The sequence below is a fragment of the Acinetobacter sp. SFD genome (assembly GCF_001647575.1).
Taxonomy (GTDB): Bacteria; Pseudomonadota; Gammaproteobacteria; order Pseudomonadales; family Moraxellaceae; genus Acinetobacter; species Acinetobacter pecorum.
In genome coordinates this window covers 283565-307085 of the sequence record NZ_LSZJ01000011.1, presented here as the reverse complement: position 1 = coordinate 307085, position 23521 = coordinate 283565, and the positions used below count along the sequence as shown (strand labels likewise).

General features: G+C 41.9%; 17 protein-coding genes. 12 read left to right on the top strand and 5 right to left on the bottom strand.

The genetic code is table 11. The annotated features are described in order from the left end of the window. Nucleotides 1-117: 117 nt before the first annotated feature. From AY605_RS06875 to AY605_RS06865, 3 genes are all read left to right on the top strand, one after another. Nucleotides 118-1356: an MFS transporter gene (locus tag AY605_RS06875; RefSeq protein ID WP_064095695.1), complete on the top strand. Its 1239-nt coding sequence runs from the start codon at nt 118-120 to the stop codon at nt 1354-1356. A 359-nt stretch (nt 1357-1715) separates the two neighbouring features. Then, nucleotides 1716-3020, top strand: a complete 1305-nt coding sequence (locus tag AY605_RS06870) for a DcaP family trimeric outer membrane transporter (protein ID WP_064095694.1) — start codon at nt 1716-1718, stop codon at nt 3018-3020. Between the two features lie 276 nt (nt 3021-3296). Further along, the gene (locus tag AY605_RS06865) at nt 3297-3998 is read left to right on the top strand and encodes an HAD family hydrolase (protein WP_064095693.1); all 702 of its coding nucleotides are present in this window, start codon (nt 3297-3299) and stop codon (nt 3996-3998) included. Here the strand turns inward: AY605_RS06865 and AY605_RS06860 are convergent. Beyond that, on the bottom strand, nt 3995-4672 hold the full coding sequence (locus AY605_RS06860; RefSeq protein WP_064095692.1) for a DUF421 domain-containing protein: 678 nt from the start codon (nt 4670-4672) through the stop codon (nt 3995-3997). The two genes, AY605_RS06865 and AY605_RS06860, sit on opposite strands and share 4 nt — an antisense overlap. A gap of 482 nt (nt 4673-5154) precedes the next feature. Here AY605_RS06860 and AY605_RS06855 point away from each other — a divergent pair, with 482 nt between their 5' ends. From AY605_RS06855 to AY605_RS15220, 5 genes are all read left to right on the top strand, one after another. Further along, a complete protein-coding gene (locus AY605_RS06855; protein ID WP_064095691.1) occupies nt 5155-5841 on the top strand; it encodes a carbonic anhydrase in 687 nt (228 codons plus the stop codon). 143 nt (nt 5842-5984) lie between these two features. Then, nucleotides 5985-7028: a hypothetical protein gene (locus AY605_RS06850; RefSeq protein ID WP_064095690.1), complete on the top strand. Its 1044-nt coding sequence runs from the start codon at nt 5985-5987 to the stop codon at nt 7026-7028. A 229-nt stretch (nt 7029-7257) separates the two neighbouring features. Beyond that, on the top strand, nt 7258-7632 hold the full coding sequence (locus AY605_RS06845) for an endonuclease domain-containing protein (protein ID WP_064095689.1): 375 nt from the start codon (nt 7258-7260) through the stop codon (nt 7630-7632). Nucleotides 7633-7831: 199 nt separating this feature from the next. Beyond that, nucleotides 7832-8419, top strand: coding sequence for a hypothetical protein (locus AY605_RS15225; protein WP_225215795.1), 588 nt, complete (start codon nt 7832-7834; stop codon nt 8417-8419). A 36-nt stretch (nt 8420-8455) separates the two neighbouring features. Beyond that, entirely contained in the window at nt 8456-9004 is a 549-nt protein-coding gene (locus AY605_RS15220; RefSeq protein WP_225215794.1) for a hypothetical protein, read from the top strand. 56 nt (nt 9005-9060) lie between these two features. On the opposite strand, the gene AY605_RS06835 is transcribed toward AY605_RS15220, so the two are convergent. Beyond that, a complete protein-coding gene (locus AY605_RS06835; protein ID WP_064095688.1) occupies nt 9061-11955 on the bottom strand; it encodes a valine--tRNA ligase in 2895 nt (964 codons plus the stop codon). 176 nt (nt 11956-12131) lie between these two features. Between AY605_RS06835 and AY605_RS06830 the strand changes: the two genes are divergently transcribed. The 3 genes from AY605_RS06830 to AY605_RS06820 all read left to right on the top strand — a co-directional run bounded on the left by AY605_RS06830 (nt 12132) and on the right by AY605_RS06820 (nt 15129). Then, nucleotides 12132-12803 carry a hypothetical protein gene (locus AY605_RS06830; protein WP_064095687.1) on the top strand — a complete coding sequence of 224 codons (672 nt, stop codon included), beginning with the start codon at nt 12132-12134 and terminating at the stop codon, nt 12801-12803. Nucleotides 12804-12823: 20 nt separating this feature from the next. Continuing rightward, on the top strand, nt 12824-13630 hold the full coding sequence (locus AY605_RS06825; RefSeq protein ID WP_064095686.1) for an SDR family oxidoreductase: 807 nt from the start codon (nt 12824-12826) through the stop codon (nt 13628-13630). A 224-nt stretch (nt 13631-13854) separates the two neighbouring features. Beyond that, nucleotides 13855-15129 (top strand): glutaminase, encoded by a 1275-nt coding sequence (locus tag AY605_RS06820; RefSeq protein WP_064095685.1) that lies wholly within the window; start codon nt 13855-13857, stop codon nt 15127-15129. A 126-nt stretch (nt 15130-15255) separates the two neighbouring features. Here the strand turns inward: AY605_RS06820 and dhaK are convergent, their stop codons facing one another. Continuing rightward, the gene (dhaK, locus tag AY605_RS06815) at nt 15256-16986 is read right to left on the bottom strand and encodes a dihydroxyacetone kinase subunit DhaK (RefSeq protein ID WP_064095684.1); all 1731 of its coding nucleotides are present in this window, start codon (nt 16984-16986) and stop codon (nt 15256-15258) included. Between the two features lie 259 nt (nt 16987-17245). Between dhaK and AY605_RS06810 the strand changes: the two genes are divergently transcribed. Continuing rightward, nucleotides 17246-17647 carry an endonuclease domain-containing protein gene (locus tag AY605_RS06810; protein WP_064095683.1) on the top strand — a complete coding sequence of 134 codons (402 nt, stop codon included), beginning with the start codon at nt 17246-17248 and terminating at the stop codon, nt 17645-17647. 56 nt (nt 17648-17703) lie between these two features. Here the strand turns inward: AY605_RS06810 and AY605_RS06805 are convergent, their stop codons facing one another. After that, nucleotides 17704-19524 (bottom strand): ATP-dependent nuclease, encoded by a 1821-nt coding sequence (locus AY605_RS06805; RefSeq protein WP_064095812.1) that lies wholly within the window; start codon nt 19522-19524, stop codon nt 17704-17706. A 265-nt stretch (nt 19525-19789) separates the two neighbouring features. Next, nucleotides 19790-23476 (bottom strand): methionine synthase, encoded by a 3687-nt coding sequence (gene metH, locus AY605_RS06800; RefSeq protein WP_064095682.1) that lies wholly within the window; start codon nt 23474-23476, stop codon nt 19790-19792. Nucleotides 23477-23521: the final 45 nt, after the last annotated feature.

Below are 23521 nucleotides of genomic sequence, written 5' to 3'. Positions count from 1 at the left end.
ACTAATTTTTCTTTATTTTTGATTATATTAGACTGTTGTAAAATCCGGATCATTGGCAAAATGTATGGCATCTTAAATGCCGTTAATGCATTTTCACCCTAAGGACTTGGCCTGCATATGCGGAATATCTATATCTTACTGTTTTCGCTGTATTGGGCACAGGGGCTTCCGGTCGGATTTATGACGCATGCCTTGCCGGTCATTCTGCGGGCTGAAGGGGTATCACTGGCGCATATCGGGGGCTTTGGCCTGCTGATGATACCGTGGTCGATCAAAATATTCTGGGCGCCTTTAGTTGATCGGCATGGATCGAGTGCCAAAGGTCATTACCGTAGCTGGATTATTCCCTTGCAATGGCTGTCAGTTACTGTCTTGATTGGACTTTCTTTTCTACCCATTCAGGCTTTGAACCAGCCGCTATATTTACTGCTGTTTTTTATCATGCTTTTGCTGATGAATGGTATTGGCGCCACGCAGGATATTGCGACCGATGCACTGGCAGTCAATATTCTGAAAAATGAGCAGCAACACTGGGGCAATACCTTTCAGGTGATTGGTTCGCGTCTGGGATTCATTGTCGGAGGCGGGGCCATATTATGGCTGCTCGATTTGCTGCAATGGCAAAGTACTTTTCTGTTGCTGGCTGCGCTGGTTTTTGTTAATACTTTACCGATTTTACTTTTTAGAGAACCTCAGCATTCAAAAATTATCACGCCAGCTGATAAAGGACCTGCACTCAGCAATATAAAAACCTATTTTCAATACTTTTGGTCAGATTTAACCTTGGCGAGGTGGCTTCTGGTTTTACTGACCTTTAAAATCGCCGATGGTTTATCCGGGCCTTTATTAAAACCGTTAATGGTAGATCTCGGGCTGAGCTTTAGCCAGATTGGCCTTTATGTCACCATGTTAGGTGCATTTGCGGCACTGATTGGGGCCGGATTGGCTGGCTGGTGTCTGAAATACTGGTCACGTAGCCGGAGTTTACTGATTTTCTCTGTTCTGAAAGTCATGACTTTAATGGCTTATGCCTGGCTGGCTGCCCAGTATGAAATCCAAAATAAAGTAGAAAACTGGATCATTTATCTGATTAATGCCGCCGAAGATATGATCTCTGCCATGCTCTTGGTGGTCATGCTGACCTTGGTCATGCAATACAGTCGCAAGCATCTGGCCGGTACTGATTTTACCTTTCAGGTGGCGCTGATGGCCACAGTGAGTGGTGGGTTATATAGTCTGAGTGGGATATTCGGGGATTATTGGGGGTATGCACAGTATTTAACATATATTGTATGGATCAGTGTGTTTTTATTATGGCCTATCGTATTTTGGGGTAGAACACAGCAAGACTCCTGATCATTGCAACGCATCAATTAAAGCCGTATTAAAAACAATCAAATTATTTTAAAAGTGTCGTTAATACATATTTTAGCTAAAAGTATGAGATAAAAATGATTTCAAACTGAGTCTAAAATTGTTAAATTTCTGATGTTTTTATACGGCTTATTATGTAGGTATAGTAAAAAATCATAAATCCAGTAAAATCATGTAACATGATAAGGATGGTTTTTAACTATGCATATTGTTCGTGAGTGATCTCGCGAGATAATAAAATAAGTCAATTTATAATTATAGATATTCCCCACGCTTTAGATTTTAGTGGGAATCAGTGAGCTTTCAAAGCCAATGAACGTTTGTTCAATATGGAGAATTTAATGAATCAAGTTTTAACACGAAAGTTTTTAGTTAAGGGATTAGCAGTCGCAGTAACAACCTTGATGATGGGGACGGTTGCACATGCTGAAACACAAGAGCAAAAAGAAATTAAGCAGCTGCGTCAAGAAGTTGAAGCACTAAAAGCATTAGTAACACAGCAGCAACAAGTTCAGCAAAATCAAGCCGTGCAGATTGAACAAGTTAAAGCAGCACCACAACCATCAGCAGCTGCACCGAAAGCACTAAGTACAAAATCAGATACTGAAGTGAAGCTATATGGTTTCGTTCGTGGTGATGCAAACTATATCATTGAAGGTTCAGCAGGAGACTTCTCTGACGTTGCTAAAACCAATGGTCAAACCAGAGACAAGTTAGTCGCAACCGCAAAAACAACACGATTGGGTTTAGATTTTAAAACCAGTGTTAACGGTGCAGAGGTTGGCGGTAAACTTGAAAGTGATTTTGCAGGTACTAACGATTCATTCCGTATACGTCAAGCATATTTAACCTATGAAAATTGGTTGATTGGTCAAACCCAATCTAACTTCTTGTCAAATCATGCACCGTTTATGATTGATTTCAGCACCAACGTCGGTGGTGGTACTACCCGTCTACCAATGGTTCGTTATGGTTTTGATTTGACACCAGCAACGCAATTGTTCTTGGCGGCAGAAAAACCAAACTCAAGTGCTGCACAGACTGAATTCAATGCCCAAGGCCAAAGAGTAAGTGTTGAACACATCAAATCAAGCGTACCAACATTGACTGCTAAATTGGCACACAACTTTGATGACAAAAAAGGTAATGCGTCTGCGCGTGCTTTAGTTGAAGTTTATAAAGATGAAGACACTAATAAGCGTAAAGCAGGTTGGGGTCTAGCAGCAGGTACAACCTATCAAGTAATTGATCCTTTAAAAGCGACGCTGGATGTCAGCTATACCAAAGGTGTAAACGGTATTTTGTATGGTACCAATGCCAATGCTGCATTCGTAGATGATGAAGGTAACCGTAATATTGAGCAAAATGAAATTTGGGCGGTACAAACGGGCTTAACGTACAGTATTTTACCTAACTTAAAAACCTCACTTGGTTATGGTGCATTGTTTGCTGATAAAGACTCAGACTATGCAGACCTCAATGAGGCTGCAAACAAAGAGGTACAACAAGCATGGTTAAACTTGGTGTATTCACCAGTTAAACCGCTTGAGTTTGGTGTTGAGTATGTCAACGGTGAGCGTAAAACCTTTAATAATGAAAAATTCAAAGATAACCGTATTGGTTTAATGAGTAAATATAGCTTCTAATTGATGATGTGAAGCTAAATATAAAAAATCCCACCACTTGGTGGGATTTTTTATATCAATACCTTGGGAGAAGGTTATTTTGAATAAAGCATAGGGATTTTTGTACAGGCTTAGAATACAAATTCTAATCGAGAGTTTTATTTTCCTATCAAAAAGCGGTGCTTCAGCATCAATTTTTTATGCTTAAAACAACAAAACTTAGCAATTTTAGGTCTAATCTACCCAGTTTCGGGCTGTTACCATGACTGAAAGTTTCAACATTTTGATTTGAACATTATGACGATCCAAGCCGTTTTATTTGACCTTGACAATACCTTGACCCACCGTGATCTGACTACACAGGCCTATAGCCGTTATCTGGCAGAATATTATGCTCCAGCATTGGCACAGGTCGATTCAGATAAAATTATCGAGATTGTAAGACGTATTGATAATGGCGGTTATCCTAAAAAGGAACTGCTGACGCATGGCAGTATTGGCGCTTCGGCTGCTTATGCCTTATTGCAGGAATTGTCTTGGTTAAATCCTCCGAGCATAGAGGAACTGGCCCAGTTCTGGTTTCGCCAGTTTGGTCGTTTCGCTGTAGAAATGCCACAAGCAATACAAGTATTAAAACAGCTGAAAGATCAGGGTTATCAGCTAGCCATTGTTTCCAATGGCGGACATGATACCCGTTTGAATACGATTCGGGGTTTGGGTATTGAAACTTATTTTGATGAAATTATCAGTTCAGGACTGGTAGGCTTTAACAAACCACAGCCGGAAATATTCCAGATCACCGCAGAGCGTTTAGGCGTGCAATCTGCACAGTGCCTGTATATTGGAGATCATCCAGTCAATGATGTACAGGGAGCAAAAAATGCCGGCATGAATGCCTTATGGATGCAGGGCTTTCATGCCGATGCCGAACATATTCAGCATAAAATTCAGCATCTGCCGGAAATTTTTGCCCATTTGCAGTTATTAAATCGCGCTTAAGTTACTCTTAAACAGTCAAGTGTTTCGGACCACTGCGTAGAATCGCAGCGCGGGCATTGCTGGTCGGCACTCGAAAGAGTTTGTACCTGTCCACAGTAAATACAGGCATATAGCTCATTGGCCTTGACCTGTTTGACAATAGAACAGCTTTTAGGAAAAAGAGGAAGACCGGGCTTTACTTCATCATCGCTAAATAATAACACACTGAATTTACCGTCAGTTTCCAGTAAACCTGTACGGACCTGACCGAGATGCTCAACACCTTGCTGTCGCATTTCGGCAAAGAATTCATCATGCGACATTTTACCTTTTTTAATCTCTTCAACGACCAACAGTCCATCTTCTACAATATAAATGGGTTTACCTTCCAGTAAGTCTTCAAACCACTGATATTTCATCATGAGCCAGGTGGTCAGACGATACATGATAATAATGACCGACATCACCAGAACCGCCTGAATCAGAGGAATATCTTCGGTAAACATCGGATCGCCAGCAATCGAACCCAAGCTCAAAATGATAGCGACTTCGAAGATGGAAAGTTGCCGTACCCCGCGTTTTCCGGTCAGGCGCAGAAACAGGATAATCATCGTGTACATCAGGGCACAACGCAGCAAAATTTCTGCGGTAAACGCCCAGGTGGTGTCATGTATAAATATCGTGGCCCAGTCCATTTAGATTCTTGATCCTCATTTTGCTCTTTGGCTCGAGTCTAGCAATATCAGTATTTTATTTGCTGCTGTGATTGTGTAAGTTTATGAATAGAAATAGATTCTATTTAAACAAGAAGATTGAGCTAAAAAATCCAGCTATTTAATTTATTCAAAATAAGATATATATTTCATGTAAAAAATGCATAAAAAATCAGCAGATTAACTTTGAAGAAGATCACATTCTTTATGGCCTATTATCAAGTCAAAATTAATTCTATCTATTTGAAATTTAAAAATATTAATGTAACTTAATTTTTCTGAAATTGTTGAAAGTGTTTGGAAATTTGTAAGAAAATCACTTCATTTCTATAAACATCTGTAGTTTGTGGCCTGAAAAATAGAGTGATTACACTACTTTAATAAACTGTTTTTAAATTAGAAATTTGATTTTGATTTCCACCAAGGGATGTATTGTGAAAAAAATATTCACGCTTTTAACGGTTATGGGTTTAAGTACAGCAGTCTGGGCAGATGCACAGTGGGATTATACTCAGCCTGAACAATGGTCAACTTTGAGCCAGAAATATTCGGCCTGTAACGGTCTGAACCAGTCACCAATCAATATTGAGCGAACAGTGAAAGCAGAACTGGAACCGCTCAAATTCAGCTATAACACCATGATTCATGCGATCGAAAATAAAGGTCATACTGTTCAGGTGGATTTTGCGCAAGGTGGCGAATTGCAACTGGATGGCGATACCTTTGTGCTAAAACAGTTTCATTTGCACAGCCCGAGCGAAAACCTGATTAAAGGCAAAAGCTATCCACTGGAAATCCACTTTGTCCATGCCAATGCCAAAGGTGAGCTGGCTGTCGTGGGGATGATGTTTGAACAGGGACAGGAAAGCAAAATGCTCAAACATATGTGGAACCGTTTACCGAAAAAGCAGGGCGAGAAAGTGGTTTTAAAAACGCCACAAGCGGTGAATCAGATGTTGCCTAAAAATCTGGATTATTATCGTTTTAGCGGCTCGCTGACCACACCGCCGTGTTCTGAAGGCGTACGCTGGCTGATCCTGAAAGATATTCAGCAGGCTTCTGCCAAGCAGATTTCGGAATTTGCCAAACTGATGGGACACCCAAATAACCGTCCGGTGCAGTCCTTGAATGGCCGTGTAGTGTTGGAATAATCAATAGGAGAGCGAAAAAGCAGACTTTGGTCTGCTTTTTTTAATTCTGATACAAATTTCGAAAGGGCACACTGAAAAGGACTTTGTGACCAAAGCTGAAAGATTTAATATGGATATTATTTCTTCTTTGACCTTCTCCTGCCATGCTCTTTGACTTGAAAACCATGATTCAGCCGTTCACAGCGCTTTCGCCACAGCAGAAGAAGCTGGATCATCTGATTGATAAAATCGAGCAACAGAAACAGGAATTACAACAATGGCAACAGGCTGAAGAAGATCTGCAGCAATATACCCATAAAACATTTATGCCGGTCTACCATGAATTGCATGGCGTACTGTTCAAGCAGCTGGAACAGCTTTGGAAGCACCTGCAGGAAACCACATTTTCAAAGGCAGAACTGGTGGTACTGGATGAAAAGATTCAGTACCTTGCAAATTATCTAAAAGACTCTCAGGCCATGTCGGTGCAACAAGCCCATAAAGTGAATGAAATCTTCACTTACTATCAGCAACGTGCCGAACATGCCCAATTTAGAAAAAGCCAAAAGAAAATAAATGAACTGGAAACATTCTTTAAGAATGAGAATCCCTCAGATCTTGCAGATGTAGAAGTATTTGAAGAATGGGAATCAGATCATTTTCAGCAGGCACGTGAGCAAGCCAGGTTAAAACGCCAGCAGGAAAAACAGGCACAGGTTACAGCGATGGCAGAGCAGTCATTGAAAACCGTATATTTAAAAATTGCTGCCATCATTCACCCTGACCGTGAAGTGAATGATGTCAAAAAAATCAAGAAAACTGAATTATTGCAACGTGCCAATGAGGCTTATGCAGAGCAGGATCTGTTTACGTTACTGAAAATGCAACTGCAGATTGAACAAGATCAGGAAGTTTCACAAAAAGGTTTAAGCGCAGAGCAACTCAAGTTTTATCAACTGGCTTTGGATGCACAGAGCCAGAAATTACAAGAGCAGATTGATGCCTTGATTCATAGATTGGTCTGGTCATCGAAAACCAGAATTGCGGTGAAAAAGGGGAAAGGGAAAGTTCAAATTGCTGATCTGTATAAGCAGATTGACGAAGATACTTCAGCCATCAAACAGCAGATTAAAGTAGAAAAAGAACGCCTGATGTATATCAAAAAGGTGAGTGGCTTGGAGATGTTTTTAAGGCATGGGATGCTTTAACTTAATTAGAATTGCCTCTCCCTTGCGCAGCAGTGCTGCTCATCACTTGCGCTTCGTTTTAAAGCAGTGCTTTAAAACTTGCTCAGGAGAGGGGAAATCCATTACAGAATAACTTTAAGCTAGAATTTCAATATTGGAATTAAATAACAATAATTAAAGTCACAATGAAAGTTTCTTCTCCCTTTGGGATGAGAAGCACTGCTTCGCAAGGGGGAGAGGGAAAATAACAATGAAAATAGATCCTCAATTATTAGAATTCGCCAAATCAATGCGCCACACCGCCACCGATGCAGAACACTTCATGTGGCAACTGCTACGTGCCAAGCGTTTTATGAATCTTAAATTCCGTCGTCAGCATGTGATCAAACCCTATATCGTAGATTTCTACTGTCATGAAATTGGTTTAGTGATTGAGCTGGATGGTAGTCAGCATGGAACAGATGAGACAAAAGAATATGATGCTGAACGCACCAAGTTTTTAGAGGCTTTGGGTTTAACCGTTGTGCGGTATTGGAATCATGATGTGTTGAGAAGGATGGATGTCGTGTTGGAGGATTTGTGGCAGAGATGTTTTGAATTAAAAAGCAAAATCACCTCTCCCTAACCCTCTCCTGAGAGGAGAGGGAACTCCATTCTGGATTTCACATAGGCATGAAATCAGGTGACGGCTCCCTCTCCCTATGGGAGAGGGCTGGGGTGAGGGTTTCAACTATGAAAAAATTATCTTTAAGTGATGGTCTAGCATTTTGAAAAATAATAGAAAAATGTATTATCACAAGGAGTTATGTTATTGGGATAATTAAATGGAAAATTTTTTCTTGGAATTACAAGAATTTAATCCTTTAGACATTTTAGAATTATTAGATAAAAGAAAATTAAATGATAGTTCAAAAAAAGGAGAAATTTGGGAAATCACAAATGAGATCAAACCAATTGATTTATTTTGCTATTTATCAGCAAAATATGGTGATCCCAATGGAATTTTAACAATATTAAAAAATGATCATTCAGATAATTTAATTCATTGGGATTGGATGTTAGATTCCCCTAAAGGACTAGTTCATATTCAAGGACATAATTTCAGAACAGAAATACATGTTAGTGGTGAAGTTATCGAGTCAGGACTAAATAAGTTCGATTTCATTAGCCAAATCAAAGCAGATTTTAAAAATTATGGACAAGGTATATCCATAACTAAAAAGTCATTGGAAAAATGGACTGAATTTATTAATCCGTATTATCGTATTAAGTCTACGATTGAACAAAGTTTTATAAAGTTAAATGAGCTGAATTTAAACTTAGAGCAAGATCGTATAGATTTAAAGATCACTCAAAATCAATTGGAGTTTGAGGAAGTTCAAGAAAGATGGACACAAACACTTCAAAAATAAGATTTTGCAGTTGGGCAAGTTTTCGGTTTAAGAGCTATGTTGCCTGTTATGGCAGAATCTTTTGTAAATTTCTTATTATTTATATTAGCTAAGCCTGAAATTAAATCAAATGACAGACTCTATCAAACTACTCTTAGACAGCCTATAGATATCAGAGTTCAATCATTGCATTTAAATTGTAATGGATTTTCATCTAATGTTGATTATACAACAGAGGAGTGTAAAAAGTTTCATACTTTGATGAATGAAAGAAATGATCTGCTTCATGGTAATGTAAATATCAATAAGCAGGCATTTGGAAATGTATATTTTGATAAACAAATGCCTATTTTTGATCAATATGAAGATTTTTGGGAAAAAAGTATAGGTGTATCTATTCGGACTATGAATATTCAATCAATTTATGGCGAATATGAAGTTGTGAAAAATTTTATAAATTATATTTTAAGTAAATTAAATGAGAAAATTAAAGAGCAAATAGAACATCTTTTAGAAACATCTAGATTAGGCTTTAATGAGGAAACCAAAAGGGTAGGTATTTTATTTCCACCTTATCTTGTTGATATGAGAGGATTTACCAAATAAAAAAAGGGCTGAATAATCAGCCCTTTATACACAAATTAGATCAAACTAACAACACATTAAAGCGCCGCAATCTGTTCCATATTCGCTTTAATCTTCGCTAACTGGTCAGCAAACTCAGCAAGCTTCACTTTCTCGCCTTCAACCACAGCAGCAGGAGCTTTTGCCACAAAACCTTCGTTAGAAAGTTTGGTCGCAATCTGGTCATGTTGCTTTTGAACCTTGTCCAAGTCTTTTTGTAGACGACCCAATTCCGCTTTAGGGTCAATTAAGCCCTTCATTGGAACGTATACCGATACGTGACCAACGACAGATGATGAAGACAATGGTGGTTGTTCGCCATCAGCCAAGAAGGTAATGCTTTCAACTTTCGCCAATGCTTTGAACAACGGTTCAATACGTGCAATCTGTGCTTTTTCAGCATCAGTGGTATTTTGTAGCAGAACAGGCAATAAGCGCGCATTCCCTAGCCCCATTTCACCACGGATGTTACGCACCGCACCAATCAAACCTTGCAGCCATTGCATATCTGCTTCAGCCTGATCATTAATCAATGCTTGCTCAGCAACAGGGTACGGCGCCAACATAATAGTTTCGCCAGTGATACCGAGTTTCGGCGCAAGTGTTTGCCAGATTTCTTCAGTCAAGTATGGCATTAACGGATGCGCAAGACGTAAAGATGCTTCCATCACCGAAAGAAGAACACGACGTACTTCAGCTTTACGCTCTTCAGATACATTTTCATCGTTTAGAACTGGTTTGGTTAACTCAACATACCAGTCACAGTATTCATTCCAGATGAACTCGTAAATCGCTTGAGCAGCCAGATCTAAACGGTAGGTTGCAAATGCGGTTTGCACCGCTTGTTCCGCTTTTTGCAGACGGCTTACGATCCATTGTTCAGGCAATTCCCAAAGGTCTTGACGTGCTTCTGAACCAATGGTTTGACCTTCGACATTCATCATCACGAAACGCGTTGCGTTCCAGATCTTGTTGGCAAAGTTACGGTAACCTTCAACACGCTTCATGTCGAACTTGATGTCACGACCGGTGTTGGCAAGTGCACAGAAGGTGAAACGAACTGCGTCAGTACCGTAAGACTGAATCCCTTCAGGGAATTCTTTACGGGTCGATTTTTCAATCTTCGCTGCCTGTTTCGGGTTCATGAGTCCTGTAGTACGTTTTTGTACTAATGTTTCAAGATCCACACCGTCAATCAGGTCTAATGGGTCAAGTACGTTACCCTTAGATTTAGACATCTTCTGACCTTCGCCATCACGTACCAGACCGTGAACATACACAGTCTTGAACGGAACTTGAGGCGTACCATCTTCATTTTTCATGAAGTGCATGGTCAGCATGATCATGCGGGCAACCCAGAAGAAGATGATGTCAAAACCTGTCACCAGTACATCTGTCGGGTGGAAGGTATTCAAGAAGTAGTTTGCTTTGTCTTTTGCTTCGTCGCCAGTCCAGCCTAAAGTCGAGAATGTCCAGAGACCTGAAGAGAACCAGGTATCCAGTACGTCTTCATCTTGGTTAAGCTGAACATCGGCAGGAATATTGTTTTTCGTACGAACTTCTGCCTCGTTACGACCTACGTAAACATTGCCTTCTGCATCATACCAGGCTGGAATACGGTGACCCCACCATAATTGACGCGAGATACACCAGTCCTGGATATTGTTCATCCATGCCATGTACATGTTGCTGTACTGCTCAGGCACGAACTTGATACGGCCATCCTGAACCGCTTCAATGGCAGGCTTCGCAAGCGGTGCAATTTTTACATACCATTGGTCAGTCAGTAATGGTTCAACAATCACACCTGAACGGTCACCGCGAGGTGGTTTTAATGTATAAGGTTGAATCTGGTCTAACCAGCCTTCAGCTTCAGCCTGTTCAACGATCTTCTTACGTGCTTCAAAGCGTTCTAAACCAATGTAATCTGCAGGCGCAGGAATGGTTTTAGAAATCTGTTCACCCGCTTTCGCGATGTATTCAAACTCAGCCAGTACTTCAGCATTTTTGTTGAAGATATTGATCAGTGGCAGGCCACAGCGTTTACCCACTTCATAGTCATTAAAGTCATGCGCAGGCGTGATTTTTACACAACCGGTACCGAATTCTTTATCGACGTATTCATCTTTAACGATTGGAACCGCACGACCAGTAATTGGCAGGATGATGTTTTTACCCACCAGATCCGTATAACGCTCATCATCAAGGGCAACCGCAACTGCAGTATCGCCTAACAATGTTTCAGGGCGTGTTGTTGCTACAACGATATAATCTTTACCATCGTGTGTACGCACTGACTTGTCTTCAAAGAAATACTTGAAGTGCCATAACGAACTTTGTTCTTCTTTATCTGACTCTACTTCCAGATCAGAAAGGGCAGTTTGTAATTTTGGATCCCAGTTCACCAGACGCTTGCCGCGGTAGATCAGGCCTTCTTCATGCAGTTTGACAAATACTTCTTTTACCGCATTTGATAAGCCGTCATCCATCGTGAAGCGTTCACGTGACCAGTCTACAGAAGAACCTAAACGACGGATTTGACGGGTAATGTTACCGCCAGACTGTTCCTTCCATTCCCAGACTTTTTCGATGAATTTTTCACGACCCAAGTCATGACGGCTGATACCTTCAGCACCCAACTGACGCTCAACTACCATTTGCGTTGCGATACCGGCATGGTCCGTACCTGGCTGCCAAAGCGTATTTTTACCAGACATACGGTTATAACGGGTCAGCGCATCCATGATGGCATTGTTGAAACCATGACCCATGTGCAGGCTGCCAGTGACGTTTGGCGGCGGAATCATGATACAGAAAGATTCGCCTTTTTGAGACGGCTTGAAGTAACCGCGCTCTTCCCAGGTTTGGTACCATTTTTTCTCGATCTCGGTCGGATCGTAGGTTGTCGCGATATTTTGCGCTGAGTCAGTCATAGTCTAAACAGATCAAAAGTGAATGAAAAATTGCATCTATTGTAGCAAAAAAAATAGTACATGCGGCAGCTTAACCAAACGCAAACTTTAGCCAATTGGCATGTATAGCAACTCAACGTATGATAGAACCATAAAAAACGCGACTCATCGCAACATATCAAAAAAAGGATAATAAGATGAGCTATAACATTTCCCTCAAGCTTCGGCCCGAAACCCATCAGCGCTTTAAAGAGATCCATTCCAGATTAAATGCCGGCGAACAAAATAGTCTGGCCAGACCCTTAGGTGAAAATCTGGCCGATATGGCCTGTGAAATTATTGACCAGATTTTTGGTGAGATTGTACAACTTGCCAATTCGCCGAACAGTGAGTCTGAAAAAGTGATTCAGCAGATCATTCATACCACCCGTAAATATATGCCCTGGTCGGTCTCCTTATTTGACAATGAACGGCTCATGCCGATGGTGAATTACCTGCATCAAATGACGTATGAGCAGGCCGGTGATGCTTTTGTCCGTTATCCGGTGGAAAAGATGCTGGTGATGGAGCTGCTCGGCTGTGTAGACCAGATGAAAAATGGTAATCACCAGTATGTAACACCGGCCTTAAAAGCCTTTACCCAGGTCATTGATCAGGGCGTGACATACTTAATCCGTGAACCGAAAAAAATGTTGAAATTTAATGTGGTCGTCGATAAAACCTTGAATGGGGTGATTCATTTAACCACCCAGTTAGGCTATAAACGTTTTGATAAACTCAGTCACATCTATGATGCTGATACCATGAGTTATTATTTTGAACATTTACTGGCATTTCTGGAAGACGAAATGCCTCAGCGCATCCATTAAAACAAGGGAAACAGGATTTCATGGCGAAAGTTGAAGACTTAAAGGGAAAAGTGGTCTGGATTACCGGAGCATCTTCAGGGATTGGCAAGGCGATTGCACAACAATGTGCTGCACTGGGCGCACAGGTGGTATTGACTGCACGCCGGCATGAAGAGCTGGAAAAGGTACGTCAGCTTTTAAACAATCCTGAACAGCATATTTCTATCACGGCTGATATCACGGATGAAAGCCAGGTTCGTCATGCCTATGATCAGGTTTTGCAGCAAAAAGGCCGGATTGACTGGCTGATTAACAATGCCGGACTCAGCCAGCGTGCCCTGATTCAGGACACCACCATGCAGACTGAACGTGCCATTATGGAAGTGGATTATTTCTCACAGGTATTTTTGACTAAAACCGTACTGCCCACTTTTCTGGAACAAAAATCCGGACGTATTATCTTTATTTCCAGTGTGGCAGGTTTGCTTGGTACCCAGTATCGTGCATCCTATTCGGCGGCAAAAGCTGCAATTCACATGTGGGCCAACAGCTTGCGTGCGGAAGTCGCTGCGCAGGGCGTGCAGGTTTCGGTGGTTTTCCCGGGCTTTGTCAAAACCAATGTATCCCTGAACGCCTTAAACGGTGAAGGAAAACCGCAAGGACATCCAGATGAAGCGATTGAAAATGGTCTGTCCGCAGAAGATTTTGCGGCTCAGACTGTACAGGCTTTGCAGAACGGCGAAGAATATATCGTGATTGGCGGCAAGAAAGAAAAACTGGGCGTACTGGTTTCACGTATTTCACCAAAAGTTCTGTACAAGATGATCCGTAAAACCAAAGTAAAATAAATCATCCAGAGTAAAAAAGGGCAGGAGCGCCCTTTTTTATGTCTCTTAAAACCTCAATAAAAATAACAATACTTAAAAATGCAATTCATTTCTGGAGGGATTGCACGTACAGGGAAAGCAGCCGATAACATGGATATGCAGAAAATTACCTTTTCACTCTGGTACTTAAGCCAAAAGCCGGTATGTTAATTAAAAATAATAGTGAATTGGAATAAGCTCATTTGATGAAAACACCGGTGCCAGACTACCTCAAGCATGTTTTAACTTCCTGCCGTGACAATGATAAAGGTGCCCTGGCAGATTATATTCCTGAGCTGGCAGCAGTAGACCCGGATAAGTTTGCTTTGGCACTCTCGACCGTAGATGGCACGATCTATTCAACCGGTGATGACGAGGTTGAGTTTACCATGCAGTCCATGTCCAAGCCCTTTGCCTATGCTCTGGCTTTGCAGAAAGTCGGCTTGACCAAGGTCATGGAAAAAGTAGGCGTGGAGCCTTCGGGCGAGGCCTTTAACCAGATTTCACTGGAGAAGGATTCCAATATTCCGAAAAATCCGATGATCAATTCGGGTGCAATTACCACCCATTCCCTGATTCCCTATAAACGAACAGTATCCCGTGCGGAACAGTTACGCCGTTTTTTAAGTGGTCTGGCGGGGCGTGAGCTGAGTTTTGATACCGAAGTATATACCTCTGAACTGAAAACAGCATTTCGTAACAGATCCTTGGGTTATATGCTACGTACAGTGGGGGTACTGGAAGAAGATCCAGAAGCGATTGTAAATGGTTATATCAAACAGTGTTCAATTAAGGTGACGGTCAAAGACCTGGCGATGATCACCGCGGTACTTGCCAATGGCGGGATTCAGCCACAAACCGGTAAAAAATTGCTGGACCGTTCTGTGGTGCGGCAAGTCCTGAGTGTGATGCTCACTTGCGGGATGTATGATGCTGCCGGTGACTGGCTGACCACGGTGGGTATTCCGGCTAAAAGTGGGGTCGCAGGCGGTATTATCGGCGTGTTGCCGGGACAGGTGGGTATAGCTGTATTTTCTCCGCGCATTGATGAGCATGGACATAGTGCGCGCGGCGTCGAAATTTTTGAACGTATGTCCCGGGAAATGGGACTGCATTTGATGGAAGGAACGCCCTCGGCACAAACCATTTTGCAAAGCCGTTATCTCACTGGTAAGAGGGACCATGTGGTGGTGTACGAACTGCGTGGCGTATTACAGTTTACCGAATCGGAAATGCTGCTACGTATATTGCAAGATGAACCGGAAGGCAAAAAACGGATTGTACTAGATCTGACCAATTTGACCTTAATTCATAATGTCGGTGCCCGGATGTTATTTGAAGGCGTGGCCCGTTTGAAGAAGGATGGCCATCCAGTCGTGGTGGTTGACTCGGAAGGAATTTTGAGTGAAGCACAGATGAAGGGCAATAAAAGGGTGGTGGTCAGAGAAAAACTGGACAAGTATCTAGAAAAGTTTCAATAAATATTTTTCTATCATCTTGTTTGAAAGCAAGGTTTATCCTGCTCGCCTTGATTGAAAGCAAGGTTTATCATCCACGCCAGGAAATTAAAAAGCCCCGAGAATTCGAGGCTTTTTATTGGGTGTTATTTACTTAATATGCTCTGCAATATCGCTAAAGATAACACCTAAACCATATGCCCCGGCATCCGGATAGCCCAAGCTACGGTCACCCACAGTTCCGGCACGTCCCATACGTGCCACGATATCTTTGGTCGATTCCGCACCTTTTACCGCAGCCGCTGCACCCAACACAAAGTTTTCCTTAAATGTTTTATCGGTATTCGCAGCCCATGAATCTGCACAAGGAACCAAAGCATCAATCAGGGTTTTGTCACCCACTACCGCGCCACGACCAAATGAGCGTTCACCTGTGATTTGAATACCTCTTACCGCAGCTTGAAGCATCTCGGCAAAATCTGCCACAGTTAATGTGGTTTTGCCTTGAATGGCTTTACTCGCTGCACGAAACGCTGAACCCCAGATTGGACCCGACGCACCGCCACAGTGCTCCATGATAATCATTGAACTGTTCAGCAAAAAATCATCCATGTGCTGCGCTTGAATCAGGCTTTGCCATTCGCGTTTCAGTTGTTTGAAACCTTTAGCTACACTCATGCCAAAGTCACCATCGCCTGCATGGGCATCCAGCTCGCAGAATGGCACTTCGTTTTTGATAATACAGGCAGCCATTACGTCAACGACATAACGCATATTTTCTATCGTGAACTGTTCATTTTGAATTTCAGCATGTTCTGGCTGAGTTTCGACTTCCGTATTTATTACATCTTCTGCTGCGGCATTTTTTGTTGAGAAGATTAAAGGCTGTGCTGCTGAGCCATCCATTTTAAGAGCAGGCGTGTTGGCTTCCGCATCTAAGTAGCTTTTTAGCTCATCATCGACTGCCAGAAGAGACACCGATGCACCATTCATGTCGATACTGGTCATGTAGTTACCAACAAAAGTACGGTAAATCTTGATGCCTTTGCGCGCCAGATGTTCGCACACATCGTTATTAAAGACATACAGCTCTTGCATTGGTGTTGAACCAAAGCCGTTGACTAGAACAGCAACTTCAGTCAGATCAGGGCGGTCCAGAAATAGGTCATCGATAATTCGTTGTGCCAGTTCTTTGGATGGTAGAATTTTTTCACGGCGGATACCCGGTTCGCCGTGGATGCCGACGCCGTATTCCATTTCATCATTCGCCAAGGTGAAGGTGGGTGTGCCTTTGGCAGGAACGGTACATGAGGTATAGGCGAAACCAAGACTAATCACGTTATCTGCTGCTTTTTGAGCCACAGCTTTGACTTTCGCAAGCTCTAAACCTTTAGTGGCTGCTGCACCTGCAATTTTGTGCACGAAGATGGTACCAGCAACACCACGACGACCCACGGTATAAAGGCTGTCTTTAACGGCAATATCATCCGCCACTTTGACATAATCGACTTTAATGCCATCTTCCGCAGCCAATGCTGCGCCATTCTGGAAATTCATCATATCACCAGAATAGTTTTTGATGATCATCAACACGCCTTCGTCTGTTGCGACATGCTGTAGGGCTTTATATACCTGAATTTGAGATGGCGATGCAAAAACGTCACCGCATACAGCCGCGTCTAACATGCCTGTACCGACAAAGCCTGCATGTGCAGGCTCATGACCAGAACCACCGCCACTGATCAGTGCCACGTTATTATGTTTTTCTTTTCGTGAAATTATTTTGTGCGATTCGGTAAATTGCAGTTCTGGATGGGCAAGTACAAAGCCTTTGCACATTTCGACAACCAGGTTTTCAGGGTTGTTGATGAGTTTTTTCATTGTTGCACCAATGGGTTAAATGGGAGAGGTAAATTTTTGTTAAGTATGCGGAATTGTAGCGGGTTTGTCTGACTAAAATATGTAAAAACGGGTGGGGTTGGGATGCTGTAGCAAAGAAGTTTAAATTTAATCCCTCCCAACCTCCCTTTAAAAAGGGAGGAGTTGTCACGTAATATATTTGATACGTGAAATTCCCCTCTTTCCCCTTGCGCCATATGGCTCAGAGTTAGGGGAGATTCCAAAAAAAAAGAGAATAATAATGAAACCCTACAATAAAAATTTAAAACAAGCTTCACGGGATTTACGCAATAACATGACCGATGCTGAAAAGCTGTTATGGTCACGGCTGCGGAACAAGCAAATTTTAGCTTTGCAATTTTATCGGCAAAAGCCGATTTTGAATTACATCGTGGATTTATACTGTCCTGCAGCTAATTTGGTGATTGAGTGTGATGGCAGTCAGCACTTTATAGATGAAGGCTTAGATGCAGATCGGATTCGCGATGAAACATTGGCTCAACTTGGTTTAAAGGTGCTTAGATTTGATAATAGTCAGGTGATGGGGCGGATTGATGATGTAGTGGAAGTGATTTATCAATTTATTCAACAAGAATCCCCCCTAACTCCCCCTTTTGCAAAGGGGGACTTGCCACGAATTTAATCGCGGTTTTGGATTCGTGCTGTTCCTCCCTTTTCTAAAGGGAGGTTAGGAGGGATTTATGCAGGTTCAGCTTCTTCTAGTAAGGTTACTTCAGGAATTAAAGCTTCCAGCTCCGAAATATCACTCCAATGCACGGCTCCTTCAGGAAGAACAGCTTCATTGAGATCAAGTAAAGCATCTAAAAGTTGTTTGATTAGATCATATTTTTCAGGAGCTGATTTGATCTTTGATATACAGTGTTCAGGCTTATTTGTGCTTATAATTTCTGAGAAATAAGCATGCTCAAAATTAATAATAGAACTTATCACCTTACAATTATCTCCCATTTGATCACTAATCTTAATATTATTAGTCCAGGCAGGATTTGTTATTTCTATAATCTCATAAACTTTATTTTTAAGAGTGGATTGTTCCTTGTTTAGTCGACGACTTTTACAGGTAGGAGTATCTGAATCGTGCAAGACATAGTAAGTGTTTTTAAAATGATTTAATACTTTCATCATTGAGGCAACAGTTACTTTTCCTCTAGCTCTAATAATATTTAAATCATCATAAACTTGATTTCCATTCTTACTTTCATTATCACGAATATAGTTAAATGCAGCGTACTCAGTATCGCCCTCAACAATTAAAATTTTTCCACCGAAAAAAGCATGTGAAATATGTGAATCAAATAAATTGATCAGTTTTAAATTTTCTTTGTCAATAGCGTCTAATTGAGTTTGCTCAGGTGAAAATAATGTTGTAGTTTCGATTTCATTACACGAGCTTTTTTCGACTCGCATAACAGTGGTATTGTCTTTAGTTAAATCAATAAAATTAGGAGAGTGAGTGGCGATCATTATTTGCCAATTATCGCTATCTGGTAACTCATAAAGTACATCACGAGCATTTGCTATAGCCAGTGGATGTAGACTTACCTCGGGTTCATCGAGTAATAGAATATGTGATGTATTTGCACCTAATTCTTCGTGTTGAGCTTTGTTGCCTTTTTTGGCTTTAATTCCCTTATCCGCAAGTAATTTTAAAATAGTCCAAAGAGCCGTTCGGCGACTACCACTACCTTGCTTCTCTAATGGAAATTTTTCACCACTAATTGAGCCCATTTGTACATCGAATTCGTCACCTAAAATTGAAATTGAGTCTGGTATTTCAGAATCTGCAGTTGTTATTTTTAATTCGTGGTATGGAAATATTTTACCAATAATTGCATTTGCTTCTGTTTCTAAGGATGCTATATCATTTTGTTGCTGAGATTTTGTAGAATCTTTTAGGCTAACTAGAGAATTAATGATTTTCTCATAATCAGTTTCATTATCTTCAGCATTAGTTTTAAAAGACTTGATAGCAGTGTCGAGTAAGCTTTTAAGAAGAGATTTTATAGCTCTAGCTTGAATTTCAGGTTCATCAAAGGTACTTACACGATGTGGCTTAGGACGTTTGGACTTGGCGACATTGTTTATACCCCATGGCATTTTTTCTGCATCAGAACCTATAGCAAATCTTCCTTCATTAACATTGAAACCTACTCTTTCAGGCGGTTTTTTAGTAGCTTTCCATGTCCATTTTTCTTTAACTAGATAAGTGTCGGTTGATATTGACTGACACCATTCATCGCCAGGCTTGGTATCAATTGTTGCTATTGAATGTACTTCAATTTCAGGAAAATTTTCAGGATCAACTTGATTATTATGAAAATCACTTTCTTCCAATTCTAGACAGTCTGTTACAGCTTCGATTGCTTTAAGAATTGTACTTTTACCTGCATTGTTTGCTCCAACCAATATAACAATTTTATCAATATCAATAGAAACAGGGTTATTACCAATACATCCAAAATTTTTGATTATTAGTTTTTTGATTTTCGGAATAGACATTCTTATATGCTCTTTTGTTAATTTTTGTATATTGTTTAAGCATTGCATGCTGTTCGTGAAATGTCAAAAATCCCTCCCAACCTCCCTTTAAAAAGGGAGGAGCTTTCACGTAATCAATTTGATCCGTGAAATCCCCCTCTTTTTCAAAGAGGGGTTAGGGGAGATTCAAAATAAAAAATCCCCTCATTCGAGGGGATTTTTTATATTCGATACGAATGGATTCCTCCCCCCTTTATCAAAGGGGGTTAGGGGGATTCAGTGATTTTTAAACCACAGAATCATCCAAATTCGGCGCTAACCAACGTTTCGCTTCATCCAAGGTCCAACCTTTACGCTTCGCATAATCTTCCAACTGATCGCCAGAGATTTTACCCACATTAAAGTATTCAGTTTCAGGGTTTGCATAATAGAAACCGCTCACTGATGAAGGTGGCCACATTGCAAAGCTCGAAGTCAGGTAAGTACCCATCTTCTCTGTCGTACCTAACCAGTCAAACAATGGCGCTTTTTCAGAATGTTCAGGACAAGCAGGGTAGCCCGGTGCAGGACGAATACCCACATACTTCTCTTTAATTAACTCATCATTTGAAAGCTGTTCATCTGCCTGGTAGCCCCAGAACTCTTTACGAATACGTTGATGCAAATGCTCAGCAAATGCTTCAGCAAAACGGTCACCCAAGGCTTGAACCATAATCGCGTTATAGTCATCGCCTTTGGCTTTGTATTCTTGCGAAAGTTCTTCCGCACCAAAGATCGAAACGGTGAAGCCACCCAAGTAATCCTGAGCCACATCTTTTGGCGCAATAAAGTCAGCCAGAGAGTAGTTCGCTTTACCGGTGACTTTGTCAGACTGCTGACGAAGGTGCTCGAAGCTATGTGTCACATTGCCATTTTCATCAGCAACTGCAACCGTATCTGCCGCCACACGGTTCGCAGGGTAAATGCTAAACGTCGCACGGGCATCGAAACGTTTATTCTCGATGATGTCTTTCAGCATTGCTTGTGCTTGTTCATACAAATCCCGTGCAGCTTCACCCACCACTTCATCTTCAAGGATTTTCGGGAATTTACCCGCCAAACTCCAAGAAATAAAGAATGGCGTCCAGTCAAAATATTCCACCAAGGTTTCTAAAGGATAGTTGGTGAATGTTTGTGAGCCAATGAAATTTGGTTTAACTGGTGCATTCTTGGCAAAGTCGATTTTGAAACCGTTTTCAACTGACTCAGCATAAGAAAGCTTCGCAGCTTTCGGCTGCTTATTGGCAAGACGGATACGGATTTTTTCATAATCCGCAGCATAGTCTGCTGCCAGTTTTGGTTTCATCTCGGCAGAAAGCAATTGCGTTGCCACACCCACCGCACGAGAAGCATCAGCCGTGTAGTACACGCCATCATTATGATACTGCGGTGAGATTTTCACAGCGGTGTGCGCTTTAGAGGTCGTTGCACCACCAATCATCAGTGGAATATTAAAGCCTTTACGCTGCATTTCTTTAGCTACAAAGACCATTTCATCCAATGACGGCGTGATCAGACCAGACAAACCGATGATATCGACTTTTTCATCAATAGCAGTTTGTAGAATTTTCTCACATGGCACCATCACGCCAAGGTCAACGATGTCATAGCCATTACAGCCCAATACCACGCCCACGATGTTCTTACCGATATCGTGTACATCGCCTTTTACCGTAGCCAAGAGGATTTTACCTTTGGCTTCAGCCTGGGTTTTTTCAGCTTCAATGAACGGGTTTAACCATGCGACGGCCTGTTTCATCACACGTGCCGATTTCACCACTTGTGGCAGGAACATTTTGCCGGCACCGAACAGGTCACCGACTACGTTCATACCTGCCATGAGTGGACCTTCAATCACATCCAGTGGACGCGTCGATTTTAAACGGGCTTCTTCCGTATCCTGATCGATGTAAGTGGTGATGCCTTTTACCAGTGCATACTCAAGACGTTTTTCAACGGATTCGGCTCGCCATTCAAGGTTTTCTTCAGCTTTTTGCTGACCGCCTTGACCACGGTATTTTTCTGCAATGGTCAATAATTTTTCAGTTGCTTCCTGACCGCTTTCGCCCTGGTTGCGGTTCAAGACTACATCTTCAACGGCATCTTTAAGCTCTTTGTCGATGTCATCATAAATCGCCAACTGGCCGGCATTCACGATCCCCATGGTCAAGCCTTTCTGGATCGCGTGATACAGGAACACTGCATGGATCGCTTCACGTACAGGCTCGTTACCACGGAAGGAGAATGATACGTTTGAAATACCGCCTGAAATCATCGCATTTGGCAGATTTTCTTTAATCCAGCCGGTTGCTTCAATGAAGTCCACGCCATAGTTATTGTGTTCTTCAATACCCGTTGCCACTGCAAATACGTTCGGGTCAAAGATAATATCTTCAGAAGGGAAGCCCACTTCGTTCACAAGTACATCGTATGAACGCTTACAGATTGCTTTTTTTCGTTCTGCTGTATCGGCCTGACCATTTTCATCAAATGCCATCACGATAACCGCAGCACCGTACTGACGGCAAAGGCGGGCACGTTCGACAAACTCGTCATAACCTTCTTTTAAGGAAATCGAGTTCACAACCGCTTTACCTTGAACGCATTTCAAACCTGCTTCAATGATCTCCCATTTAGAAGAATCGAGCATGATTGGCACACGTGAAATATCAGGTTCAGATGCGATCAGATTCAGGAAGTGCACCATCGCACCTTGTGAATCCAGCATGCCTTCATCCATGTTGATGTCGATGATCTGCGCACCCGCTTCAACTTGTTGACGGGCAACGTCCAACGCTTCTGTGAAGTTTTCTTCTTTAATTAAACGAAGGAATTTTTTAGAACCCGTGACGTTAGTACGTTCACCGACGTTCACGAATAATGAATCTTTGGTAATGTTAAATGGTTCTAAACCACTTAAACGACATGCAGGCTCAATTTCAGGAATCTGGCGAGGAGCAATACCTTCAACCGCCTGCGCAATCGCGCGGATATGATCTGGCGTAGTACCACAGCAACCACCGGTGATATTGATCAAGCCGCTTTCAGCAAATTCTTTAATGAATGCTGCCGTTTCTTCAGGGGTTTCATCATAACCACCAAACGCATTTGGCAAGCCTGCGTTAGGATGTGCAGAAACGAAGGTGTCGGCAACGTCAGACACGGTTTTTACGTGTGGACGCATCGCATCTGCACCAAGTGCACAGTTAAAGCCGATTGAAATCGGTTCTGCATGACGCATTGAGTTCCAGAATGCTTCTGCGGTTTGACCTGTCAATGTGCGACCTGAGGCATCGGTAATCGTGCCTGAGATCATGATTGGCAATTCATAACCCAGTTCCTTGAACACTTCTTTTACTGCAAAGATGGCAGCTTTAGCATTGAGCGTATCGAATACAGTTTCGATCAGGATGATGTCAACACCACCTTCAATTAAGGCTTTGGTCGACTCGATATAATCAACTTTCAGGGCATCAAAGGTGATGTTACGGAACGCAGGATCATTCACATTCGGTGAAATAGATGTTGTACGTGATGTTGGCCCGATGACTCCGGCTACAAAACGCGGTTTTTCCGGCGTTGAATATTTGGCACAGGCTTCTTTCGCTAAACGTGCAGCTTCACGGTTAATTTCTGGAACCAGATCTTGCATATGATAGTCAGACATTGAAACGCGGGTGCCGTTAAAGGTATTGGTTTCAATAATGTCTGCGCCGGCTTCAAGGTATGCTTCGTGAATGCCTTGGATAATCTGCGGTTGGGTCAGGACTAAAAGGTCATTGTTGCCTTTGAGGTCATGGGCCCAATCGGCAAAACGTTCACCACGATAATCGGCTTCTTCCAGTTTATGGCGTTGGATCATGGTACCCATCGCACCATCGATAATTAAAATTCTTTTGGCAAGAAGTTCTTTTAAGGTGGTTAATGTCGACATTCAAACGTTCTCAGCAGTCTTTTAAAACGGCTGTAATCTTAGCAG